This is a genomic window from Pseudomonas sp. GW823-FHT03E05 (assembly GCF_058796855.1).
Genome location: NZ_JBXAJB010000001.1, coordinates 1,532,036 through 1,548,646 on the forward strand (window position 1 = coordinate 1,532,036; position 16,611 = coordinate 1,548,646).

General features: G+C 57.2%; 17 protein-coding genes. 6 read left to right on the plus strand and 11 right to left on the minus strand.

Translation table 11 applies throughout. The features are described from left to right. Window positions 1-5: 5 nt before the first annotated feature. From AC1RCO_RS06680 to AC1RCO_RS06690, 3 genes are all read right to left on the minus strand, one after another. A complete protein-coding gene (locus AC1RCO_RS06680; protein ID WP_065363954.1) occupies window positions 6-1,823 on the minus strand; it encodes a DUF2341 domain-containing protein in 1,818 nt (605 codons plus the stop codon). A 21-nt stretch (window positions 1,824-1,844) separates the two neighbouring features. Then, window positions 1,845-3,479: a ShlB/FhaC/HecB family hemolysin secretion/activation protein gene (locus AC1RCO_RS06685; protein ID WP_492617548.1), complete on the minus strand. Its 1,635-nt coding sequence runs from the start codon at window positions 3,477-3,479 to the stop codon at window positions 1,845-1,847. A 74-nt stretch (window positions 3,480-3,553) separates the two neighbouring features. After that, window positions 3,554-4,156 (minus strand): transposase, encoded by a 603-nt coding sequence (locus tag AC1RCO_RS06690; RefSeq protein ID WP_011061110.1) that lies wholly within the window; start codon window positions 4,154-4,156, stop codon window positions 3,554-3,556. Between the two features lie 339 nt (window positions 4,157-4,495). On the opposite strand from AC1RCO_RS06690, the gene AC1RCO_RS06695 reads away from it, so the two are divergent. After that, complete coding sequence (locus AC1RCO_RS06695) at window positions 4,496-4,684, plus strand: short-chain dehydrogenase (RefSeq protein WP_370505755.1); 189 nt, start codon at window positions 4,496-4,498, stop codon at window positions 4,682-4,684. Window positions 4,685-4,861: 177 nt separating this feature from the next. Here AC1RCO_RS06695 and AC1RCO_RS06700 read toward each other — a convergent pair whose 3' ends face one another. Both AC1RCO_RS06700 and AC1RCO_RS06705 read right to left on the minus strand, forming a co-directional pair. Beyond that, on the minus strand, window positions 4,862-6,073 hold the full coding sequence (locus tag AC1RCO_RS06700) for an MFS transporter (protein ID WP_065363952.1): 1,212 nt from the start codon (window positions 6,071-6,073) through the stop codon (window positions 4,862-4,864). A gap of 14 nt (window positions 6,074-6,087) precedes the next feature. Continuing rightward, the gene (locus AC1RCO_RS06705) at window positions 6,088-6,405 is read right to left on the minus strand and encodes a hypothetical protein (RefSeq protein WP_255313421.1); all 318 of its coding nucleotides are present in this window, start codon (window positions 6,403-6,405) and stop codon (window positions 6,088-6,090) included. A gap of 99 nt (window positions 6,406-6,504) precedes the next feature. Here AC1RCO_RS06705 and AC1RCO_RS06710 point away from each other — a divergent pair, with 99 nt between their 5' ends. Continuing rightward, window positions 6,505-7,398 carry a LysR family transcriptional regulator gene (locus AC1RCO_RS06710; protein ID WP_065363950.1) on the plus strand — a complete coding sequence of 298 codons (894 nt, stop codon included), beginning with the start codon at window positions 6,505-6,507 and terminating at the stop codon, window positions 7,396-7,398. A gap of 123 nt (window positions 7,399-7,521) precedes the next feature. Here AC1RCO_RS06710 and AC1RCO_RS06715 read toward each other — a convergent pair whose 3' ends face one another. From AC1RCO_RS06715 to AC1RCO_RS06730, 4 genes are all read right to left on the minus strand, one after another. Then, window positions 7,522-8,061 carry a P-loop NTPase family protein gene (locus tag AC1RCO_RS06715; protein ID WP_065363949.1) on the minus strand — a complete coding sequence of 180 codons (540 nt, stop codon included), beginning with the start codon at window positions 8,059-8,061 and terminating at the stop codon, window positions 7,522-7,524. A gap of 339 nt (window positions 8,062-8,400) precedes the next feature. After that, window positions 8,401-8,997, minus strand: a complete 597-nt coding sequence (locus tag AC1RCO_RS06720; protein WP_492617549.1) for a hypothetical protein — start codon at window positions 8,995-8,997, stop codon at window positions 8,401-8,403. 55 nt (window positions 8,998-9,052) lie between these two features. Next, complete coding sequence (locus AC1RCO_RS06725) at window positions 9,053-9,724, minus strand: DUF998 domain-containing protein (RefSeq protein ID WP_492617550.1); 672 nt, start codon at window positions 9,722-9,724, stop codon at window positions 9,053-9,055. 77 nt (window positions 9,725-9,801) lie between these two features. Then, window positions 9,802-10,596 carry an NYN domain-containing protein gene (locus AC1RCO_RS06730; protein WP_041118028.1) on the minus strand — a complete coding sequence of 265 codons (795 nt, stop codon included), beginning with the start codon at window positions 10,594-10,596 and terminating at the stop codon, window positions 9,802-9,804. A gap of 526 nt (window positions 10,597-11,122) precedes the next feature. On the opposite strand from AC1RCO_RS06730, the gene AC1RCO_RS06735 reads away from it, so the two are divergent. Continuing rightward, entirely contained in the window at window positions 11,123-11,593 is a 471-nt protein-coding gene (locus AC1RCO_RS06735; protein ID WP_492617551.1) for a DUF6896 domain-containing protein, read from the plus strand. Beyond that, entirely contained in the window at window positions 11,590-12,021 is a 432-nt protein-coding gene (locus AC1RCO_RS06740; protein WP_492617552.1) for a hypothetical protein, read from the plus strand. Before AC1RCO_RS06735 ends, AC1RCO_RS06740 begins: the two co-directional genes overlap by 4 nt. Before the next feature lie 123 nt (window positions 12,022-12,144). On the opposite strand, the gene AC1RCO_RS06745 is transcribed toward AC1RCO_RS06740, so the two are convergent. Beyond that, window positions 12,145-13,329 carry a contractile injection system protein, VgrG/Pvc8 family gene (locus AC1RCO_RS06745; RefSeq protein WP_492617609.1) on the minus strand — a complete coding sequence of 395 codons (1,185 nt, stop codon included), beginning with the start codon at window positions 13,327-13,329 and terminating at the stop codon, window positions 12,145-12,147. A 164-nt stretch (window positions 13,330-13,493) separates the two neighbouring features. Further along, window positions 13,494-14,597: an extracellular solute-binding protein gene (locus tag AC1RCO_RS06750; RefSeq protein ID WP_015635473.1), complete on the minus strand. Its 1,104-nt coding sequence runs from the start codon at window positions 14,595-14,597 to the stop codon at window positions 13,494-13,496. Window positions 14,598-14,736: 139 nt separating this feature from the next. On the opposite strand from AC1RCO_RS06750, the gene AC1RCO_RS06755 reads away from it, so the two are divergent. Together AC1RCO_RS06755 and AC1RCO_RS06760 are read left to right on the plus strand one after the other, a co-directional pair. Beyond that, window positions 14,737-15,528: a helix-turn-helix domain-containing protein gene (locus AC1RCO_RS06755; RefSeq protein ID WP_492617553.1), complete on the plus strand. Its 792-nt coding sequence runs from the start codon at window positions 14,737-14,739 to the stop codon at window positions 15,526-15,528. A gap of 123 nt (window positions 15,529-15,651) precedes the next feature. Further along, the gene (locus tag AC1RCO_RS06760; protein ID WP_401260003.1) at window positions 15,652-16,434 is read left to right on the plus strand and encodes a hypothetical protein; all 783 of its coding nucleotides are present in this window, start codon (window positions 15,652-15,654) and stop codon (window positions 16,432-16,434) included. Window positions 16,435-16,611: the final 177 nt, after the last annotated feature.

Consider the following 16,611-nt stretch of genomic DNA (forward strand, 5'->3'; position numbering starts at 1 on the left):
TCTCCTCAGGCCGGAACCGACGCGTTACTGTGGCTGACCCGCCAGTGGGCGTTCTCGCTGTGCTGGCTCTCGCCATGCAGCTCCGCCAGCCGGGTGATGAACTCGTCGACGAACACCCGCATGTCGGCGCCGACTTCCTTGTTGCGGGTGATCAGGCGGTTGTAGCCAAACAGCGCCGGGATCGCGACGAACAGGCCCATGGCGGTGGCCAGCAGGGCCGCGGCCATGCCCGGGGCGATGGCGTTGATGTTGACGTCACCGGCCATGGCGGTGCCGAGGAACACCACCATGATCCCCAGCACCGTGCCCAACAGGCCGATGTAGGGGCCGCCGGCAATGGCGTTGGACAGGGTCGAGAGCTTGGAACTCAGCTGCTGGTTTTCCCGGGTGCGCACGCCATCCATGGAGCAGCGGATGGCCTCGATGGTGGCCGCCGACACCGACGAGGTATCGGCGCCCTGCTCGCGCCGGGTGCGAATTTCTTTCACCGCCACCAGGTACAGGCGCCACAGCGAGGAATGCTCCAGGCGGCTGGCCAGCACCTGGTCGTCGGCAAACATCTCCAGGCGGGTGCCGACCTTGGCGAACTGCTCGCGAAACAGCGCATTGGCAGCGCTGACCCGGCCGACCATGCGGTTCTTGCGCAGCATGATCACCCAGGACTGGATCATCATCCCCACCAGCACCAGGATGATCACCCAGGCATCCACCGGCACCGCCTTGAGCAGGAAACCCAGGCTGCCGAAACCAAAACCCGACTGTTCTTCATCGACGCCATAGGCCACCAGCTTCGACTCCGCGCCCTGGGCGCTGGCATCGGCCAGGATCAGCGCCGCCGGACGTGCCACCTTGGACAGGCGCAGCTCGTCCAGGGCCCCGGTGAAGGGCTGGAAGTGACTGGCCTCGGCCCCGGCGGCCGCTGGCAAGTCGGCGCCGATGGCCAACGGTGAATTGAAGGTGGGAATGGCTTGGGCCAGGCTCGCGGTCTCGCGGCCGTTGACGTACAGCGCCAGCCGGCTGCCCTCGCCGCTCAGGGCCAGGTGCTGCCACTGCCCCGGGTTCAGCGGCTGAGTGGAGGCAGCGCGCTGGCCGTCCACTTCGACGAAGGGCATGCCCTGGTTGATGCCGATCAGCAAGCTGCCGACACCTTCGCGACGAGCCAGCAGCAATTGTTCGCCGCTGGCCTGGTCCAGGCGCACCCAGGCGCTGAAGGTGAAGGCGCCGCCGGCGTTGTGCTGCAGCGACGGGCTGGCCGGCAGCAACAGCGGCTGACCGCTGAACTGCAAGGCCCGGCCGATCACCCCGTCAATCGCCGCGCCGGTGGCGTTCTGCGCGGTATTGCCGTAGGCGGTGGTGTCCTTGGCGGGGGTGCCGTTGCTGCCGTCGAAGTGGTAGATCGCGGTGTAGCTGGGGTCGAAGGTCAACTGGCCGTTGGCCGTGCTCGGGGCCTTCTGGTTGCCGTAGTACATCCAGATGTCCTGGCGCTGGCCGCCTTCGACCTTGGGCACATCGACCCAGATCAGCGCCATGCCCATCAGCGGGTCGAAGCTTTCGATCTGGTGGTTGAGCACGGTCTTGTCATCGGCGGCGACAAAGCGCAGGTCGGCGCCGTCTTCCTTGACCCCGTCGAAAGTGAAGTTGCCGGTGTGCAGGCGCACCAGCAGCGCGGTGCGGCCCAGGGCCTCGTTGATGGGCGCGCCTTGCGGGGTGGTGTCCACGCTGATCTGCTTGCGGTAATGCCAGTCGTCCTGCCACCAGGCATGGGCCGTGGCCGGGAGCACGAAGCCCAGGCAGATCAACAGGCTCAGGAATAAGCGTTGCATGTGAAGGGTCTCCGTAAAAAGTCAGAACGTCGCTTGCACGCTGAAGTGCAGGCGCGGGTCGTATTTCTGGGTGTTGGGGCCGTCCTTGAGCGGGTAGCCCCAGTCCAGGCTGCCGGACAGCCACTTGCTCAAACTGGCGCGGGTGCCCAGGCCGACACTGGCCAGGCTGTATTCGTCCTCCTGCTCGGGCAGCGGGTCGTGCAGCGACAGGTGCGCGCCTTCGGCAAAGGCATAGAAGCGCCACTCCTGCACGTAGCTGCCGAGGAACTTGGCCAAAGACGGCGTGCGCAGCTCCTGGGAAAACAGGTAGCCCTCGTCCCCGGTGCGCTCGGCGGCCAGGTAGCCGCGCACCGAGGTGGCGCCGCCGGCGGAATACTGCTCGTTGGACACCAGCGGCCCCGAGGCCAGCTGGAACGCCGCCTTGGACGCCGACTGCCAGTCGTTGGCGAAGGTGTAGGTGAAATTCAGGTCGCCCTTGAGCACCGAGAAGCTGGCGCTGGCCTCGTCGCGCTTGTAGTGAAACTCCTCGGCGTCGCTGCCGTAGCCGAAGAAGCGCCGGGTGCCGACGATCAGGTTCAGGCCCAGGCCCAGCTGGGCTTTCTCGCTGTAGCGGTAGCCGTTGTAGCCAAAGGTCATGGGGGCGTACTTCAGCGGAATCTGGTCGCTGCTGCGGCCAAAGCGCATCTCTTCCTCGAAGTCCTTGAAATCCACACCCACCGACAGCGAGTTGGCCCAGTTGCCCGCGGCGGGCAAGGTGTAGATCGCCGACACCCCGTAGGAATGGCCCTTGCCCAGCACATTGCTGCCGCCGATGGTGGCGATGTTGCTGTCGGACTGGTAACCGGAGAACTGCAGGGCCCAGCGATCGCTCAGCGGCGCGGTGTAGGAACCGGACCAGACCTTGGCGTTGTCGGTGTCCTGGGGCGCGGTGAAATAGGTCAGGGAAATGCTGTGGCCCAGTTGCCAGAGGTTGTCGTAGCCGACATTGACCACCGTGCGCAGCTTCTCGGTGTCGGCGCTGTAGTCGTTGTTCAGGCCGACACTGGCGTGCCAGGGGTTCTGGTCTTCCACTTGCAGGTCCACGTCCATGGTCCCCGGGCGCTGGCCTTCGCGCACCAGCGGCATGACCTGGCGCCCGGCGCCGCGGTTGAGCCCGGCCAGCTGGCTTTGTACCGTGGCAAAGTCCGGTACCTCGCCTTCTTTCAGCGCCGGCACCTGGTCGCGGATCTCCACCGGCGAATAATGCTTGGCCCCCACCACCCGCACCCGACCGACCTTGGTTTCACTGACCTGCAGATAAACGATACCGTCCTCGACCTTCTGCTCCGGCAGCTCGACGAACACCGACTGGTAGCCGCGCTCCTGATAGACCTTCTGCAGCGCATCCCGGGCGCCTTCGATATCGGCCAGGGCCTTCTGCGGGCCAAGGAAGCGATACACCGCCTCCTCGATGGCCCGGGCATCGAGCACCGTATTGCCACGCACGAAGTACTCATTGACGTCCACCAACCGCGCCGCGGCCGAGGCTTCGACCGGGGCCGGCTCGCCCTCCTCGGCCTGCACCGCCGGCACCAGCGCCGCCAGTGCCAACCAACCGCACAACGGCCACCAGCGCCCGCCACTGCCCGGTCGCCCTGATTTGCCCAGATGCTCCACACCGCCCCCTAAAAAACTGAAAATTGGCGCGCGTACGCGCATTGCCGTCGCCGTCTGCACAGCGTTTGGCCGCTTCAATTGCTGGTGATCGAGGTGTTTTCGTGGCGAGCCAGCCAGGTGTGCAACAGCGCGAAGTTCAACGAGAACTCGGGCATTTGCAGCAAGGCACCGCAGAACACTTCACCGATGATTTTCTGGATCAACTGCACCGCCCGCGGGTTGTTCAACAGCGTGGCGATGTCGCGACTCAGGACACTGAAGCTCCAGACCTTCTGGTTCAGATCGAGACCGACGAACCAACGGAACAACAGGTTGTAACTGAGCTGTTCATACAGCTGCTGCTCGCTGGGCACCGAATACAGCAACTGCAACAACAGAATGTGCATCACCGTGCGCGGCGCAATCAGCATCCCCGGCTCGGCATTGAGGCCCTGGAGCAGATCGCGGTGCTGATCCAGCAACTCATCGATCTGCGGACGCAGCAGCACCAGCGAATGCCCCGGCGGGATATAGCTGGCCACCTCCTTCAAGGCGCCCTGCCAATCATCCTGGGAGACGATCCAGACCCACGGCGCGCCGTAGCGATAGACCGACACCGGCTTCTTGCGCGCGGCCTCGACAATCTTCGACAGCCGTTGATCCAGCTCCTGCATGCCCACTTTCGAGTAGCGTTCCATAGTCCCCATAGCCTCACTCCCGGCGTCCCGCCTCGGCTTAAAAAAGTGGCCTGGCGGCCCCCTCAAGCGCGTTACATACCCAAGACGCGCGTGGCCATGTGCTACCGAACTTTTGTCATAAAAGCTTCATTCACGAGAGCAACGCGCGAACGTTGTAGGAGTCGGCTTGCCGGCGAAGACAGCCGCCAGGGCAGCGCTGGGCTGTCGTTATTCCGCGCACGACCAGGCCGCCCTCTTCGCCGGCAAGCCGGCTCCTACGAGAGGGAATTGTTGTACTGGGGAAAGCTTGAAAATGCGCCGCCCGGACGGGGGCTCTGTTTCATAAGCAAGACCGCACCATTGGACGTGCTACATGCCAAGGGTGCGGCACCTTTACTGGCCATGACTCAACTGCTGGAAAGCCTCTCCCGCGCAGAGCCGGGGAATGCTGACGACGCCAATCTGCAACAGATCTCCAACGTAGCGGCAATCGTGCTGCGTGACAGTTGCGCCCTGTTGGGTGTGATGGGCTGGCGGCTGCAAGCCTGATGCGTTGCGCTCCGTACTGCTGGGCGGCGCGGAGCGCTTCAAATGGAGGCGGTGATTTGTTTTTTAGGGGGAAAGAAGTCTTTTAAAAGTGGTTGAAAACGGCCAATAGCGGATGTTGGATCAAATCCGATCTTACAAATTGTGGACAGTTGCCTGCCTTACTCAGTCTGCCTTCTATTAAACCTGGTTTCGCGATGTGAAAAAGGCCATCACTGCCGCGAGTACCAGCAAGACAGAGCTTGCGAGAAATGTCATGCGATAACCGCTGCCGTCGAACAGCAGCCCACCGAGGGTAGAGCCCAGCGCAATGGATAGCTGAATGACTGCCACCATCAAGCCGCCACCGGCTTCAGCATCCTTGGGCAGCGCCTTGGCCAACCACGACCACCACCCCACAGGTGCCGCCGTCGCGATCAGGCCCCACAGCCCAAGCAGTACAAAAGCTGCCACGACTTTGCCGCCAAGGACAATCAAAGAAAGTGCAATCGCGGCCATCAAGAGTGGAATGCAGACCAGGACGCGGTACATTCCGGTTTTCAGGAAAGTGCCGATCAGAACGGTCCCGACAAAACCCGCCACGCCGATGACCAGCAGGACCATCGACAACAGGGATACATCTACACCTGTGACGGTTTCCAGGAACGGGCGCAGATAGGTGAACAGTACAAACTGCCCCATGAAGAAAATGCCCACACTCAACATGCCGAAACTGACCAATGGGCTCTTAAACAATCGGAAGACATTGCCAGCGCCCGGTTTGCGCGGCGCCGGCGCCATGGCTGGCAGGCTGATCCACTGCCAGATCAACGCGATAATCGCTACCGGAATAAGGCAGAAAAAAGCACCCCGCCAACCGATGACACTCCCCAGATAGCTTCCCAGCGGAGCGGCCACTACGGTTGCCAAAGCATTGCCGCCGTTGAAGATTGCCAGAGCCTTGGTCACGCTATGGGCAGGTACCAGGCGCATGGCCATTGCCGCCGACATCGACCAGAATCCACCGATCACCACGCCGATCAGCGCACGACCAATCATGTACACCGTATAGTTCGGCGCCAGACCGACCACCAGCCCCGACACACACATAATCCCGGTCAGTACAAGCAACAGCGTCTTGCGGTCCATTGAACCCACTAGCCTGGAAATCGCAAGGCTTGTCAGCACCGCGAAGGCGCCGGAGATGGCGATCCCATACCCGGCCAGTCCTTCACTGATTTGCAGATCAGATGCAATCGGCGTGAGCAAACTGACAGGCATGAACTCCGAGGCGATCAACGCGAATACGCACAGTGTCATCGCAAAGATGCCACTCCAGTAAGCCGGCAGTTCACCAGTCCCCGGCGTGCCGAAGGCCTCACCTGCCGGGGTGTCGAATACTTGAGCCGTCATTCAAAAACCTCTCATCAAACAATTGCAGGCGTTTTAGCGTTTCTATCCAGATTTTTGGGCGTTACAAGATTGCCCACAATTTGAAGACTGTATGAGCTCTTGAAGGTCACCTTTTGCACAGTGACCTTGTCACTTTTGTAAAAATTGTTGGCGCCTTCCGGCGCGCTGACAGCGCTTTTCGAGTCAGTTGCTAAGGCAGCACCGCCTGCGACTGAAAGGACGCCCAGGGCCGCAATCCTGACGCCGCTGGCCTTTACGAATGCGCGCCGATCAAGCCCTGGAGAGTTCAAGGCTTCTGCAGCTTCGAGGAGGGTTACAGGTGTCTCGCTCATCATCAGTACTCCGTTCCAGATATGTGACAGAGCTTGACGGATTCGAAATATCTTGATTAGTAGGCGTAATCTTCATGTGGTTTTGAGAAAAACTCAGCAATGGCCAGTACTAAAGTCAACGATCTCCAAGCTTTTCTTGCGGTGGCGCGAGATCAAAGCTTTACGAAAGCCGCCGCTAAACTGGGCATTACTCCCTCTGCGCTGAGTCATACGATCCGGGCACTTGAACAAAGACTGGGGATACGACTGCTGGCCCGCACGACACGCAATGTGTCGCCCACAGAGGCGGGAGAAAGATTGATGCGCTCGATCGCTCCGCTTTTTGATCAGATTACCGCCGAGCTTGAAGCGCTGGGCGAGCTGCGGGACAAGCCCAGTGGCACGATTCGTATTTCCTGTACTGATGATCAGATTGAGTTGTGCATTCGGCCAATGCTTGCAAGCTTCCTGAAGAGCTACCCGGATATCACACTGGAGTTCTACGTCGACTATGGATTCACCAACGTGGTCGAGGAACGATTCGATGCTGGCATTCGCATGGGCGAATCGATCAGCAAAGACATGATCGCCGTTCGCATAGGCCCAGATTGGCGGTTGGCTGTGGTGGGCTCTCCAGAATATTTCGAACGCAACCCGGCACCAACAACCCCCCATGAGCTGACCGGGCATGACTGCGTGAATATCCGACACAGACCATCAGGGGCGATCTACGCATGGGAATTTGAAAGTAATGGCCAGGCTTTTACCGTCAAGGCAGATGGACAACTTGTTTTCAACAGCATCATGCACGTACTCAATGCCGCCGTTGATGGCGTTGGCTTGGCCTACGTACCAGAGGAATTGGTAGCACCCTATCTGGCTGACGGCCGGCTCAAAGAAGTCTTGGCCGACTGGTGCCCTGAGTTTCAGGGTTACCATTTGTATTACCCGAACAGGCGACAAGCGTCTCCCGCCTTTTCTGCATTGGTGGAGGCGCTGAAATATAGAAGCTGAGCCCTCTGCATTCGACGCGCGACAACGTCTGCTATGGATCGATTGCGGCCGATCGTGACAGGCAACAATCGGCCAGGAGCTGCCGCTCGTAAGCGGCAGTTTCCGCAGTCAGTCAACCGTCGATCAATCCTGCAGAGCTTGGACAGTCGCACTTCCCATACTCGCGAGAAAAATGCCGATATCCCGATTCGACCGCAGACAAACCACGAGGCAAGCTGATGGCGCTGTTGCTACAAGTTGCTGCATTTTTTCTCGCGCTGATTTTTTCGTCCGCCACATGAATCTAAAAAACTCCGGCAGGTTCGCCAGCAGCTCGGGGCAGTTCTCCGGCAAGTCGGGCCGAGACTGACCGCGTTGGAGCAGCGTTCTGCGCAGTACGCGCAAGAATCGAAGCGTCGCCGAACGATCAATCCATATCAAAAGATCGGCACGGGCCACCCGGTTGTCCCAAGTGGCTGAATGGCCACCTTCGAATATCCAGCGATCTCGAGCCTCTACATCGAGACAAAGCCGCGTCTTCTCGTCCGGGCTTCGTTCGATCCACCCTGGCTGCCAGTGGATAGTGTCGATATGAACGACCGGCAAGCCCGTGCGCTGACCAAGCTCACGCGCCAAAGTGCTTTTGCCTGATCCAGGTTGACCAACAATCATCACCCGTTGCATCGAAGCTCCTTCTCGCTATGCAAGCTGATTTTTTGGGGCGGCGATTTTACGTCAATGCTTACCTCGGTCAACAACAGGCGCTCATCACGACAGGCAACTTCTGACCGAAAGCGGTCAGCCCAAACGACAAAGCATCGACACAGGTGAGTCCAAACGGTTAGCCGCCAAGGGCCACAGATACTTAGGTCAGGCCCCGACCAAGGGATAGAGCATTGGCCCTCTCCGTCGATCTAGAAGCATCTCAACTGGCATTGTTCGAGCAGCGCCCGTTCACGCAGTCAAACGCCCTTTCAGCGAAAATCGCTGGCCTGGCCGTTGCTTTCGATAGCGCCATCTCCCCTACCCCAACTGCAAAAAAAACCGACCAATCCCCGCGCCTATCCGCTCTGAAAAATCCTCATCCAGAAACAGATACCCCATGCCATCCGAAAGCACGCCTTTGTACTCAGGCAGCGCTCTATCCAGATCGCCCCCATAAATGGATACCCTTCTGCGCCCTGCCTCCGCTGAAACAGGCGCCTGCAGCCAAGCGTCCACGCCATCCAATTTCGAGGCCAGGTTCTCGTCATCGTCCACGTCGGCGTTCACCCCCAGCCGTACCGCCCCGCACTCTGAAATCGGCTGAACAGCCTCATTCCGCTCGGAACCGGCTCGAACATAGCCCATGACAACCGCTTGCGAGCGTCCCAGGACGGCACGCAACTTTCGATAGTGGCCGACCTCGCCCGGCAAGTACGGTACAAAAACCGAAACCCAATAACTCCTATCGATCAGGGCCTCTGAAAACCAATGTCCAGGAAAGGCCATCAGGTGTGTCAGCGGTACTCCATCAGGCGAACAGGGCCAAGCCAGCTCCGTGGGCAGGCAGGCCCCACCACCGGCATAGGCATCATCTTTTGCAGGCGTTTCACCGGTAAATATCAGCTCGTCAAACATCCGTTTCTTTCCGCGTAGTTAATGATTCCAACATGTGACTTTCCAACTGAAAAGTCTATTTAAATGGATGAGTCCTCTCGTCGACCGCAGAAATGACCGGAAGCAACTTACTGGCGGTCAACCAGGATATGCCGAATGCGATCAGACCGACCCGCTCACAATAAAAAGTAAGCCTCGAGTTAAAGCCAGACAACGCTTCATTAAAAACATGATCAACAACCATCACCAGCATTGACAAAACTATTGCGACGCCACAGAAAGTATAAATCACCGATCGCCGCCTTGCCTCAACATGCCCCTTGGACTCAGCACGCCCACGAAACAAGTAACAAAAATAAGCCAATATGGAAAACATAACAGCAGCAGAAACATAGTGCACATGAGGTATGGTTTCTATATATCCATTACACCCGCATGGAAATGTTGCAACACCGAATGCGGCAACGGCCGCCACTTTACTAAGCAACATCTCTTTTCGCGAAAAGCCATTGTACGCGAGCATAAAAGCAGATATCGCAAAAAGTAACCCAACAAACAAATTGCGCCCCCATTCACTCTCATGATACGAAGCACTTATAGAAGTTATGTCCCCTCCCGAAAGAAAGTCCGTTACATTCGCAAGCACCATAGCTATTATGCCCACTTGCAACTTTATCGTATCGTTGTCTATTTCAGGACGCTGAGGCGTTGAAAGCATAACCTGTCCCTCACATAGTTTGATATTCATCAGAGCTTTTCAGGTATACCGTTGCCCCAGCGTGGACTCCATTGACAAACTTGGACGCCGGGGCATTTAAAATACATCTACAGGTATTCCATTAGTCTTGTCGACACTGCGGAAATTACATCTTTGTCAGACCAATACTCACCATGGCTCGCGACGTTCCATGACGAAAGTATGCCACCGGCATTAATCGAATGATCATGAACAATATTGTAATTCTTTCCAAGTTGGCGTAATGGCCAGCCTAATACGTCATCCTGATCATAGTAGTTATCCCAGGTAAAATTGGGGCTTGGCGGATCAAAGCAAACCCTTGCGTCCAGACCTGAAACGAAGATGGGGATATTGCACCCCGTTGTAATTAGATTATTGAGCGACTTCAGCTTAAGAAAATTCGCCTCCGGACCGGTATTGGGCGATGAAAATATATACCTTCCATTTTGGGCATCCCATAGATAATTCGATATGACTTGGCAGCCCAAAGACTGAGCAATCAAGACTATTGGCGTATTCGGATCACTACCGCATTCTTTGAATGCAGACAGCAAAACATTTTGGATTTCTTTTTGGACATCAAGATATTTTCGAGGGTCCTTTTGCGCACTGTATTCCAAAGAGCCGGCATCCCCAAAACCAAACAGAAAAAACTGTCGTATTTTCAGTGCATCAAGCTCATTGGTTTTCTCCTTCAACATGGCATCCCATAATTTATCCTGAGGACCTTGTAAAATAGGGGCATACTGTATGTTCTTGAAGGATACTTTATCCCACCGCTTACTCCCGAGCTTTTCGATGACCCCCTCTTCAAGATCTCGAAAATACCCCGGTTTAATTTTCCCCATACCATGAATCGTTATCAGTGCGACGCTTTTCATGAATGACTCCTTTCTTCGGAAGGTACATCTGACGCTTGGCCACATAGCTGCAAGAGTGACCTACATATAAATCAGATTGAGCATACATCACCCGTAAAGTAATATTCCTGACATAGCCATTATGTAATCAGGGAGCATATCGCCGACTAGTATTTGATCTACTATGGCTGCCGGGGGAAGCATGGCGGTTAGAACAGAACAACCGAAAAGTTCAATTTGATATGGCGAAATGTTGAAACTCGGGACTGTCGACGTAGTGCTACTCATTGGTAGATCCCTCTAAAACACTCTCCATTGAGATGTTTATAGCTCAGATAATGGCAATGTGCTCCGAGCCCACCAATGAACCAAAAAACTCATCACTGAAAGATGCAACCCATAGATAGAGGCCAGGCACCCCAAGGTCGATTCTCAGGGTATGTCAAAATTGGCTGCGCTGCCGGTACTACAACGTGATGCAGGAACTGATCAAGCGCTTCTGGGGAAAACCAGGCTCCCCGCCCCTTCAACCTCGACGTGAATGCCCATGAACCCGCACTTCGCCCATCTTGTTTCCGACTACCAAGCCAGCATCCGCATGGCTGTCGAACTGATGCAACAATCCACCATTCCCCTCCCTGCCAGCAACGCCGATTGGGTGGGAACCGATATCCCGGATCAAGGAGAACTGGCTGGCGGTATTCGCTACTTCAAGCACGGCTATGGCTGCGCCGTTCACCTGCCAACGGCAACGGTGAGCTTTGACTTTGGCGAGCAGGGCGAAATCGACGGAATAACCCTATCGAGGCTGGCCGGCTTTGCCGAGAACAGGCTCGTGGAATACGGTTTTACGGATGAGGATGAACTAAAGCAGTGCTTCGACGATGAAGTGGCAGCAGGCTCGCTGGTGTATTCGGGCTATATCCTTTATTACGTCGCAACCGTTAAACCCCAAGCGCGCACGCTCGAAGATAGCGACAGTCCTTCACCCCCCGAGCACCCCGGAAGCCCATCATGAAGTTCACCTCCGCCGATCAAATCATCGACCCACGAACCGTCGGCTATCGCAGCCTGGGCTTCGGCGAGGCACTGACGATCCCGGTAACGCCCTATGAACTGCGCATCCACCACGGCGATCTGCCGCAACGCTTTCTTGACTGCGCGGACACCTTTGCCGCCGAATGCAGAACCGACGATATCGACCAGGGTTTTGTCGACATCCCGGAGCTTGCAGAGCTGGGCTACCCAAGCTTCAGGACGCTGTTGAAGGACCATCCCGATCTGGCGGCGCGCCTGGTCCAGGACTACCTGTATTTCGAGTTGCTGTTTTCGCTGTTTCCGCATTCAAGCGGCCTTGAAGTCGTGATCAACAGCATCACCCGCGTCTGCTCAAAAGAAGGCGTCATCCTGCTGACGGGCCAGACCTACGCGGCCAGACACTCATGAGAAAGCCCTGTCGTCAGGACCGAGGCCTGGGATCAGGCCAATGACGGCAACCGACGATTCACTATCGAGCGCGGTCCGGACCTGCTCCCTGGCGGCTTGATGCGCGTTCAGGGCAATAGCGTATCAGCCGCAACACAGGCAACCGCTGATCAGCGGTTGATCGGGGTCGTTTTCAAGAAATGCGACTTTGACCTCCACACCGGGTCGCAGCGGCGTCACTTCACAACGCCAATTGGCAGTACCGGCCAGCCAACAACTGCTCTTGTCGTCGAACCGACCTTCGCGGTCCCAGGGAAACTTGACCTTGACCCTTTCAAAGCGCTGACCACGCGAGTTCGCCTGGTCTTCCAGGGCGATGACCAGCGCCGTCTGGTTGCCTGGCGCCAGAGGCTTCTCATGAGCCAAAGGCGGGCGATAGCAAAGGTCCAACGCAAGCGCGGTGAAACGGTTGCGATAACCCTGGCGCAGTTGATCCTGGTTGTCAGTGTGGCCATTGGCGACGCTCTCACCCGCAACCTGTGGTTGCTTGCCCTCATGAATGACCTGAGTCAGTAACCAGAGGTCGCTGCCCTGGCCCGAGGTTTCCAGGACATGACCACTGAGCAGCCCGCTCTGCGTACCTTGCCCTTCAACCTGGCGCGACTCCCTGGCACGCAGGCTTGTCGGCGTGCCGTGACCGACCGGTAACAGGGTGGCGAGCCCATCGTGCCCGGGGGCAAAAGCAGTGATCGGCCCGATCGCGGGGAATACTGCCTGCTGATCGCCAAAGACCAGCACGTGGCCTTGAGCACTGTGCTGGAAGTGGAAGTGAATTCCCTCTTCCTCGCACAGGCGCTGAATAAAATGCAGATCGGTTTCATCGTACTGGGTGCAGCAGTCACGCTCGGGGTAGCTCGCCCCGAGCTCAAAGCGGTAGGCATCCCCCAGAATCCCATGCTCCTCCAGGACCAGGGCGACGATAGCGGGCACCGAGAACTGCTGATAGATCCTCTTGTTGATACGGTGACGCAAGTAGGACAGGTGCGGCACCAGGGCCAGGTTGTAGTGCGCCAAGCCTTGAGCGTCCGGGCCTCGCGCAATGTGATAGATGCGCCCATGAATGCCATTGCCCCAAGTGTCGAATGCCAGAAAAGCCGGCACATCGAAGAGGCATTGCAGATCCAGATCCGGTCGCTCGCTCACACACTCCACATTGAAGAAGTAAGGCTTGCTGATCGCCTCTTCTCCGGTGAACGCGCGCACCTTGAAGTCGTGCGCAAAACCGTCGATTGTCAGGCTGAACCGGGGTGCATTGGCTGGGCTGAACATCCACTGTTCTCTTATTGCATAACCTGTTGAATGGGCACGGTCGTGCAGCGCCTTGCGAAAAAGTTCATCTTGCACAAGACGCGTACATGTCTCCGAGTGTTTGAACAATGCGCTCACACACAATAACAATGTGCATGAAACAGCAAGCGAAGAGTCAACTCAGATCAGATACTGCTCTTCACCTTGGTCCAGACCCGAGTACGGATTCTTTCCAGTTTCAAAGGCAGCGGCTCAAGCGGAACCAATGTGGCGATGGTCTGCTTGTCTGGATAAATCCAGGGGTTATCGCGCAACTTCTGCTCGACAAACTCGGTGGCATCTTTATTGCCATTAGGATAAAGCGTGTGATTCGAGGTCTTGGCAATCACTTCCGGGCGCAACATATAGTTGATGAAGGCCAGCCCTTCCTTGGGGTGAGGGGCATCTTTCAACAGCACCAGGTTTTCCGACCAGACCAGCGCACCTTCACGAGGAAGGCTGTAGTTGATCCTGCGCCCGGTATTGGCACTTTCATTGGCGGCCTGCGCAGCCAGGGCGCCATTGGCCCAGCCCACAACGACACAGATGTTGCCGCCCGCCAAGTCGGTGTCGATTCTGGAGGAGTCGAAATAAAGGATATAGGGGCGAATCTTCAACAGCAGCGCTTGCGCCTTCTGGTAATCATCCGGGTTCTTGCTGTTGCTGGGCAGCCCGAGGTAATTCAAGGCAATCGAGATGATCTCGCTGGGAGAGTCGAGCATGGCCACACCACAAGACTGCAGCTTGCTGATGTTCTCTTCCTTGAAGATCAGGTCCCAACTGTTGACCGGGGCATTGTCACCCAGGGCTGCCTTGACTTTATCCACGTCATAACCAATGCCGGTGGTGCCCCACAAGTAGGGCACGGCGTAGCGATTGCCAGGGTCATTGACCGCCAGTTGCGCCAGGATGGCGGGATCGACATGGGACAGGTTACTTAGTTGACCTGAATCAAGTGGCTGCAGGACTCCGGCCTGGATCAGGCTGGGCAGTACATTGGAGGTCGCCACCACCACGTCATACCCCGTGCGCCCGGCCATGACCTTGCTCTGCATGATATCGGCGCTGTCGAAGGCATCCATGTGGATACGGGTGCCGGTGGCCTGTTCGAACTCCTTTGGAGTCTCTGGTGCGAGCAGCCCGAACCAGTTGTAGAGGTACATGGCAGGCTCTGCGGCACCCGCCGTTGTGCTTATTCCGGCATAGAGAAACGCAGCCGAAAAAATGGTTCGCAAACGTGACTTTCTCATGCAACATCCTTGTCCAGACGACGTGCCCTCATGGCGGTCGTAAACCCGTGCCAGCGAATATACCGGGCATCAGCCAATAGTAAATACCTACGATTACTTAGCTCCGGCCGACCATTCCCTAACCCTAAAGGGGTAGAAAATGCCACTCGATCTTCATAGCCTGGCCTGGCACCGTTCGATTGGAAAACTGATTCTGCAGTTGAATCGCCCAGAGTTCTGGAGCTCACTTATCCGCACACTCAATGAATATGTGCAGATTGATAACTGGGTGGTTTTGATCTTCAGCAATCAACAAGTGCAAGTTGTCAGCCTGCCCGAGGTGGCAGATGCAGAAGAAGTGGATGCGTTCATTCACCTCTATGTAAAAGGCCTGTATTTGCTGGACCCCTTCTATATCGCCAACCGGGAAAACCCGCAGAGCGGCTTCTTTCATCTACTGGATATAGCGCCGGAGTACTTTGTTGAAACCGAGTACTACCACAAGTACTTTGCACAATATATTTGCGTAGATGAAGTGCAATACAACATCCAGCTCGATGCTGACAGAACACTGTGCATTTCCATTGGCAGCAACGCCCATTTCAGCCAGGAACACATCACCATGCTGGACATCATCAAGCCGTGGGTCACGGCACTCATGCATCAGCGCATGTGCTTCGAAGTCGATGTGGAAAAAAGCCTCAGCGAACCGCCGCAATGGCCGGAGACGATCACCCAGTTTGGTAGCCAGATAACCACGCGGGAAAGTGATGTGCTCAGGCTGCTGCTCAGTGGCTTTTCCAACAAGGAAATCGCAGGAAAGCTCTCCCTCTCCACAGAGACGATCAAAGTGCACCGCCGCAACATCTACGCCAAGTTGAACATCAAGTCACAGTCCGAACTCTTTGCACGCTTCTTCATGCCCAGGCAGGATGTGCTCTCTTTAAGCTAGGCCCCGGGCCTGGAATGAACTCACAGGCCTGGCACGAACAGCGAGAGCACCAGCAGGCTCACGTACGTTCGACCGAGCGTTGCTCATTCGTCTGAACACCCACATGGAGCCGGTAGCCATTCGATGGATATCCAATTTCGCGGTAACGCAATGCCTGGCAACCCCGCCGCTGGCACCTGCGATGAATACAGCCTGAGCGCCATTTCCAGCCTGGATGAGCTGATCGACGCCTACCGCAAGATCGCTGGCGACCACCCGGGTTTCCAGCCCCTTCTCTCGCTGGATGATCTGCCCCAGGCCCGCTACACCTCCGGGCATGCCCGCAACAACCTGGGGCTGGACGATGCCTCGGAGCAGGAGATCGCCCAGCTACCTGCAGAGTGCTTCGAACAGGGTGAATACCTGGGCTACCCCACCACCAAGGCCGAGTTCGCGATCTGCTTGCGCAACTTCACTGACCTGGTGGCGGGCAGCTCGTTCGAAGACGCTTGCGCCCACGGCCTGACCCTTGATGAGCCAGCCCTGCGCGAATGGGTGGACTATCAGCAAAACCCTGTATCACTGCTCGACCAACCCCTCTCGGCACTCCTGGTGCCCGTCGAGCAGTCCTGTCAGGCGCTCGCCGCTTTTCCCAACGGCTACTTCAGTTGCGACCTGGGCCCCGCGCAAAACTTTGCGGTGGCCCGCCATTTCGCCCAGGCCCATGGCTATGAGTTGATCGGGGTGGGCGCGTCTTACCTCGGTTTCCTGCGTGCAGCGCCTGCTGACCTTTGCGTCGCCAGCGCGGTGGCGAGCGATTTTTGTGCGCTCTACAACACCCCCGAGGAGGACCGGCAAGCCGTGGTTTCAACGGTTGTCGAGGCTGTTCGCGGTCGCACCCATTTGTGGCTGCGCTACGTGGAATGACGCTCGGAGAAAAGACGATTGAGGTTGGCTGAGCAAGGATCTAGGCATGTCAGACATGTGCGGTATATGTGGTCGAAAACTGGGCCTCAAAGACGATCCGCTTTCAGTCGATTGTGGCGGTGACTGTTGGGGTTGCATTGGCCCCATTGAGGCTGATCTTGGAAATGCCGAATCGTC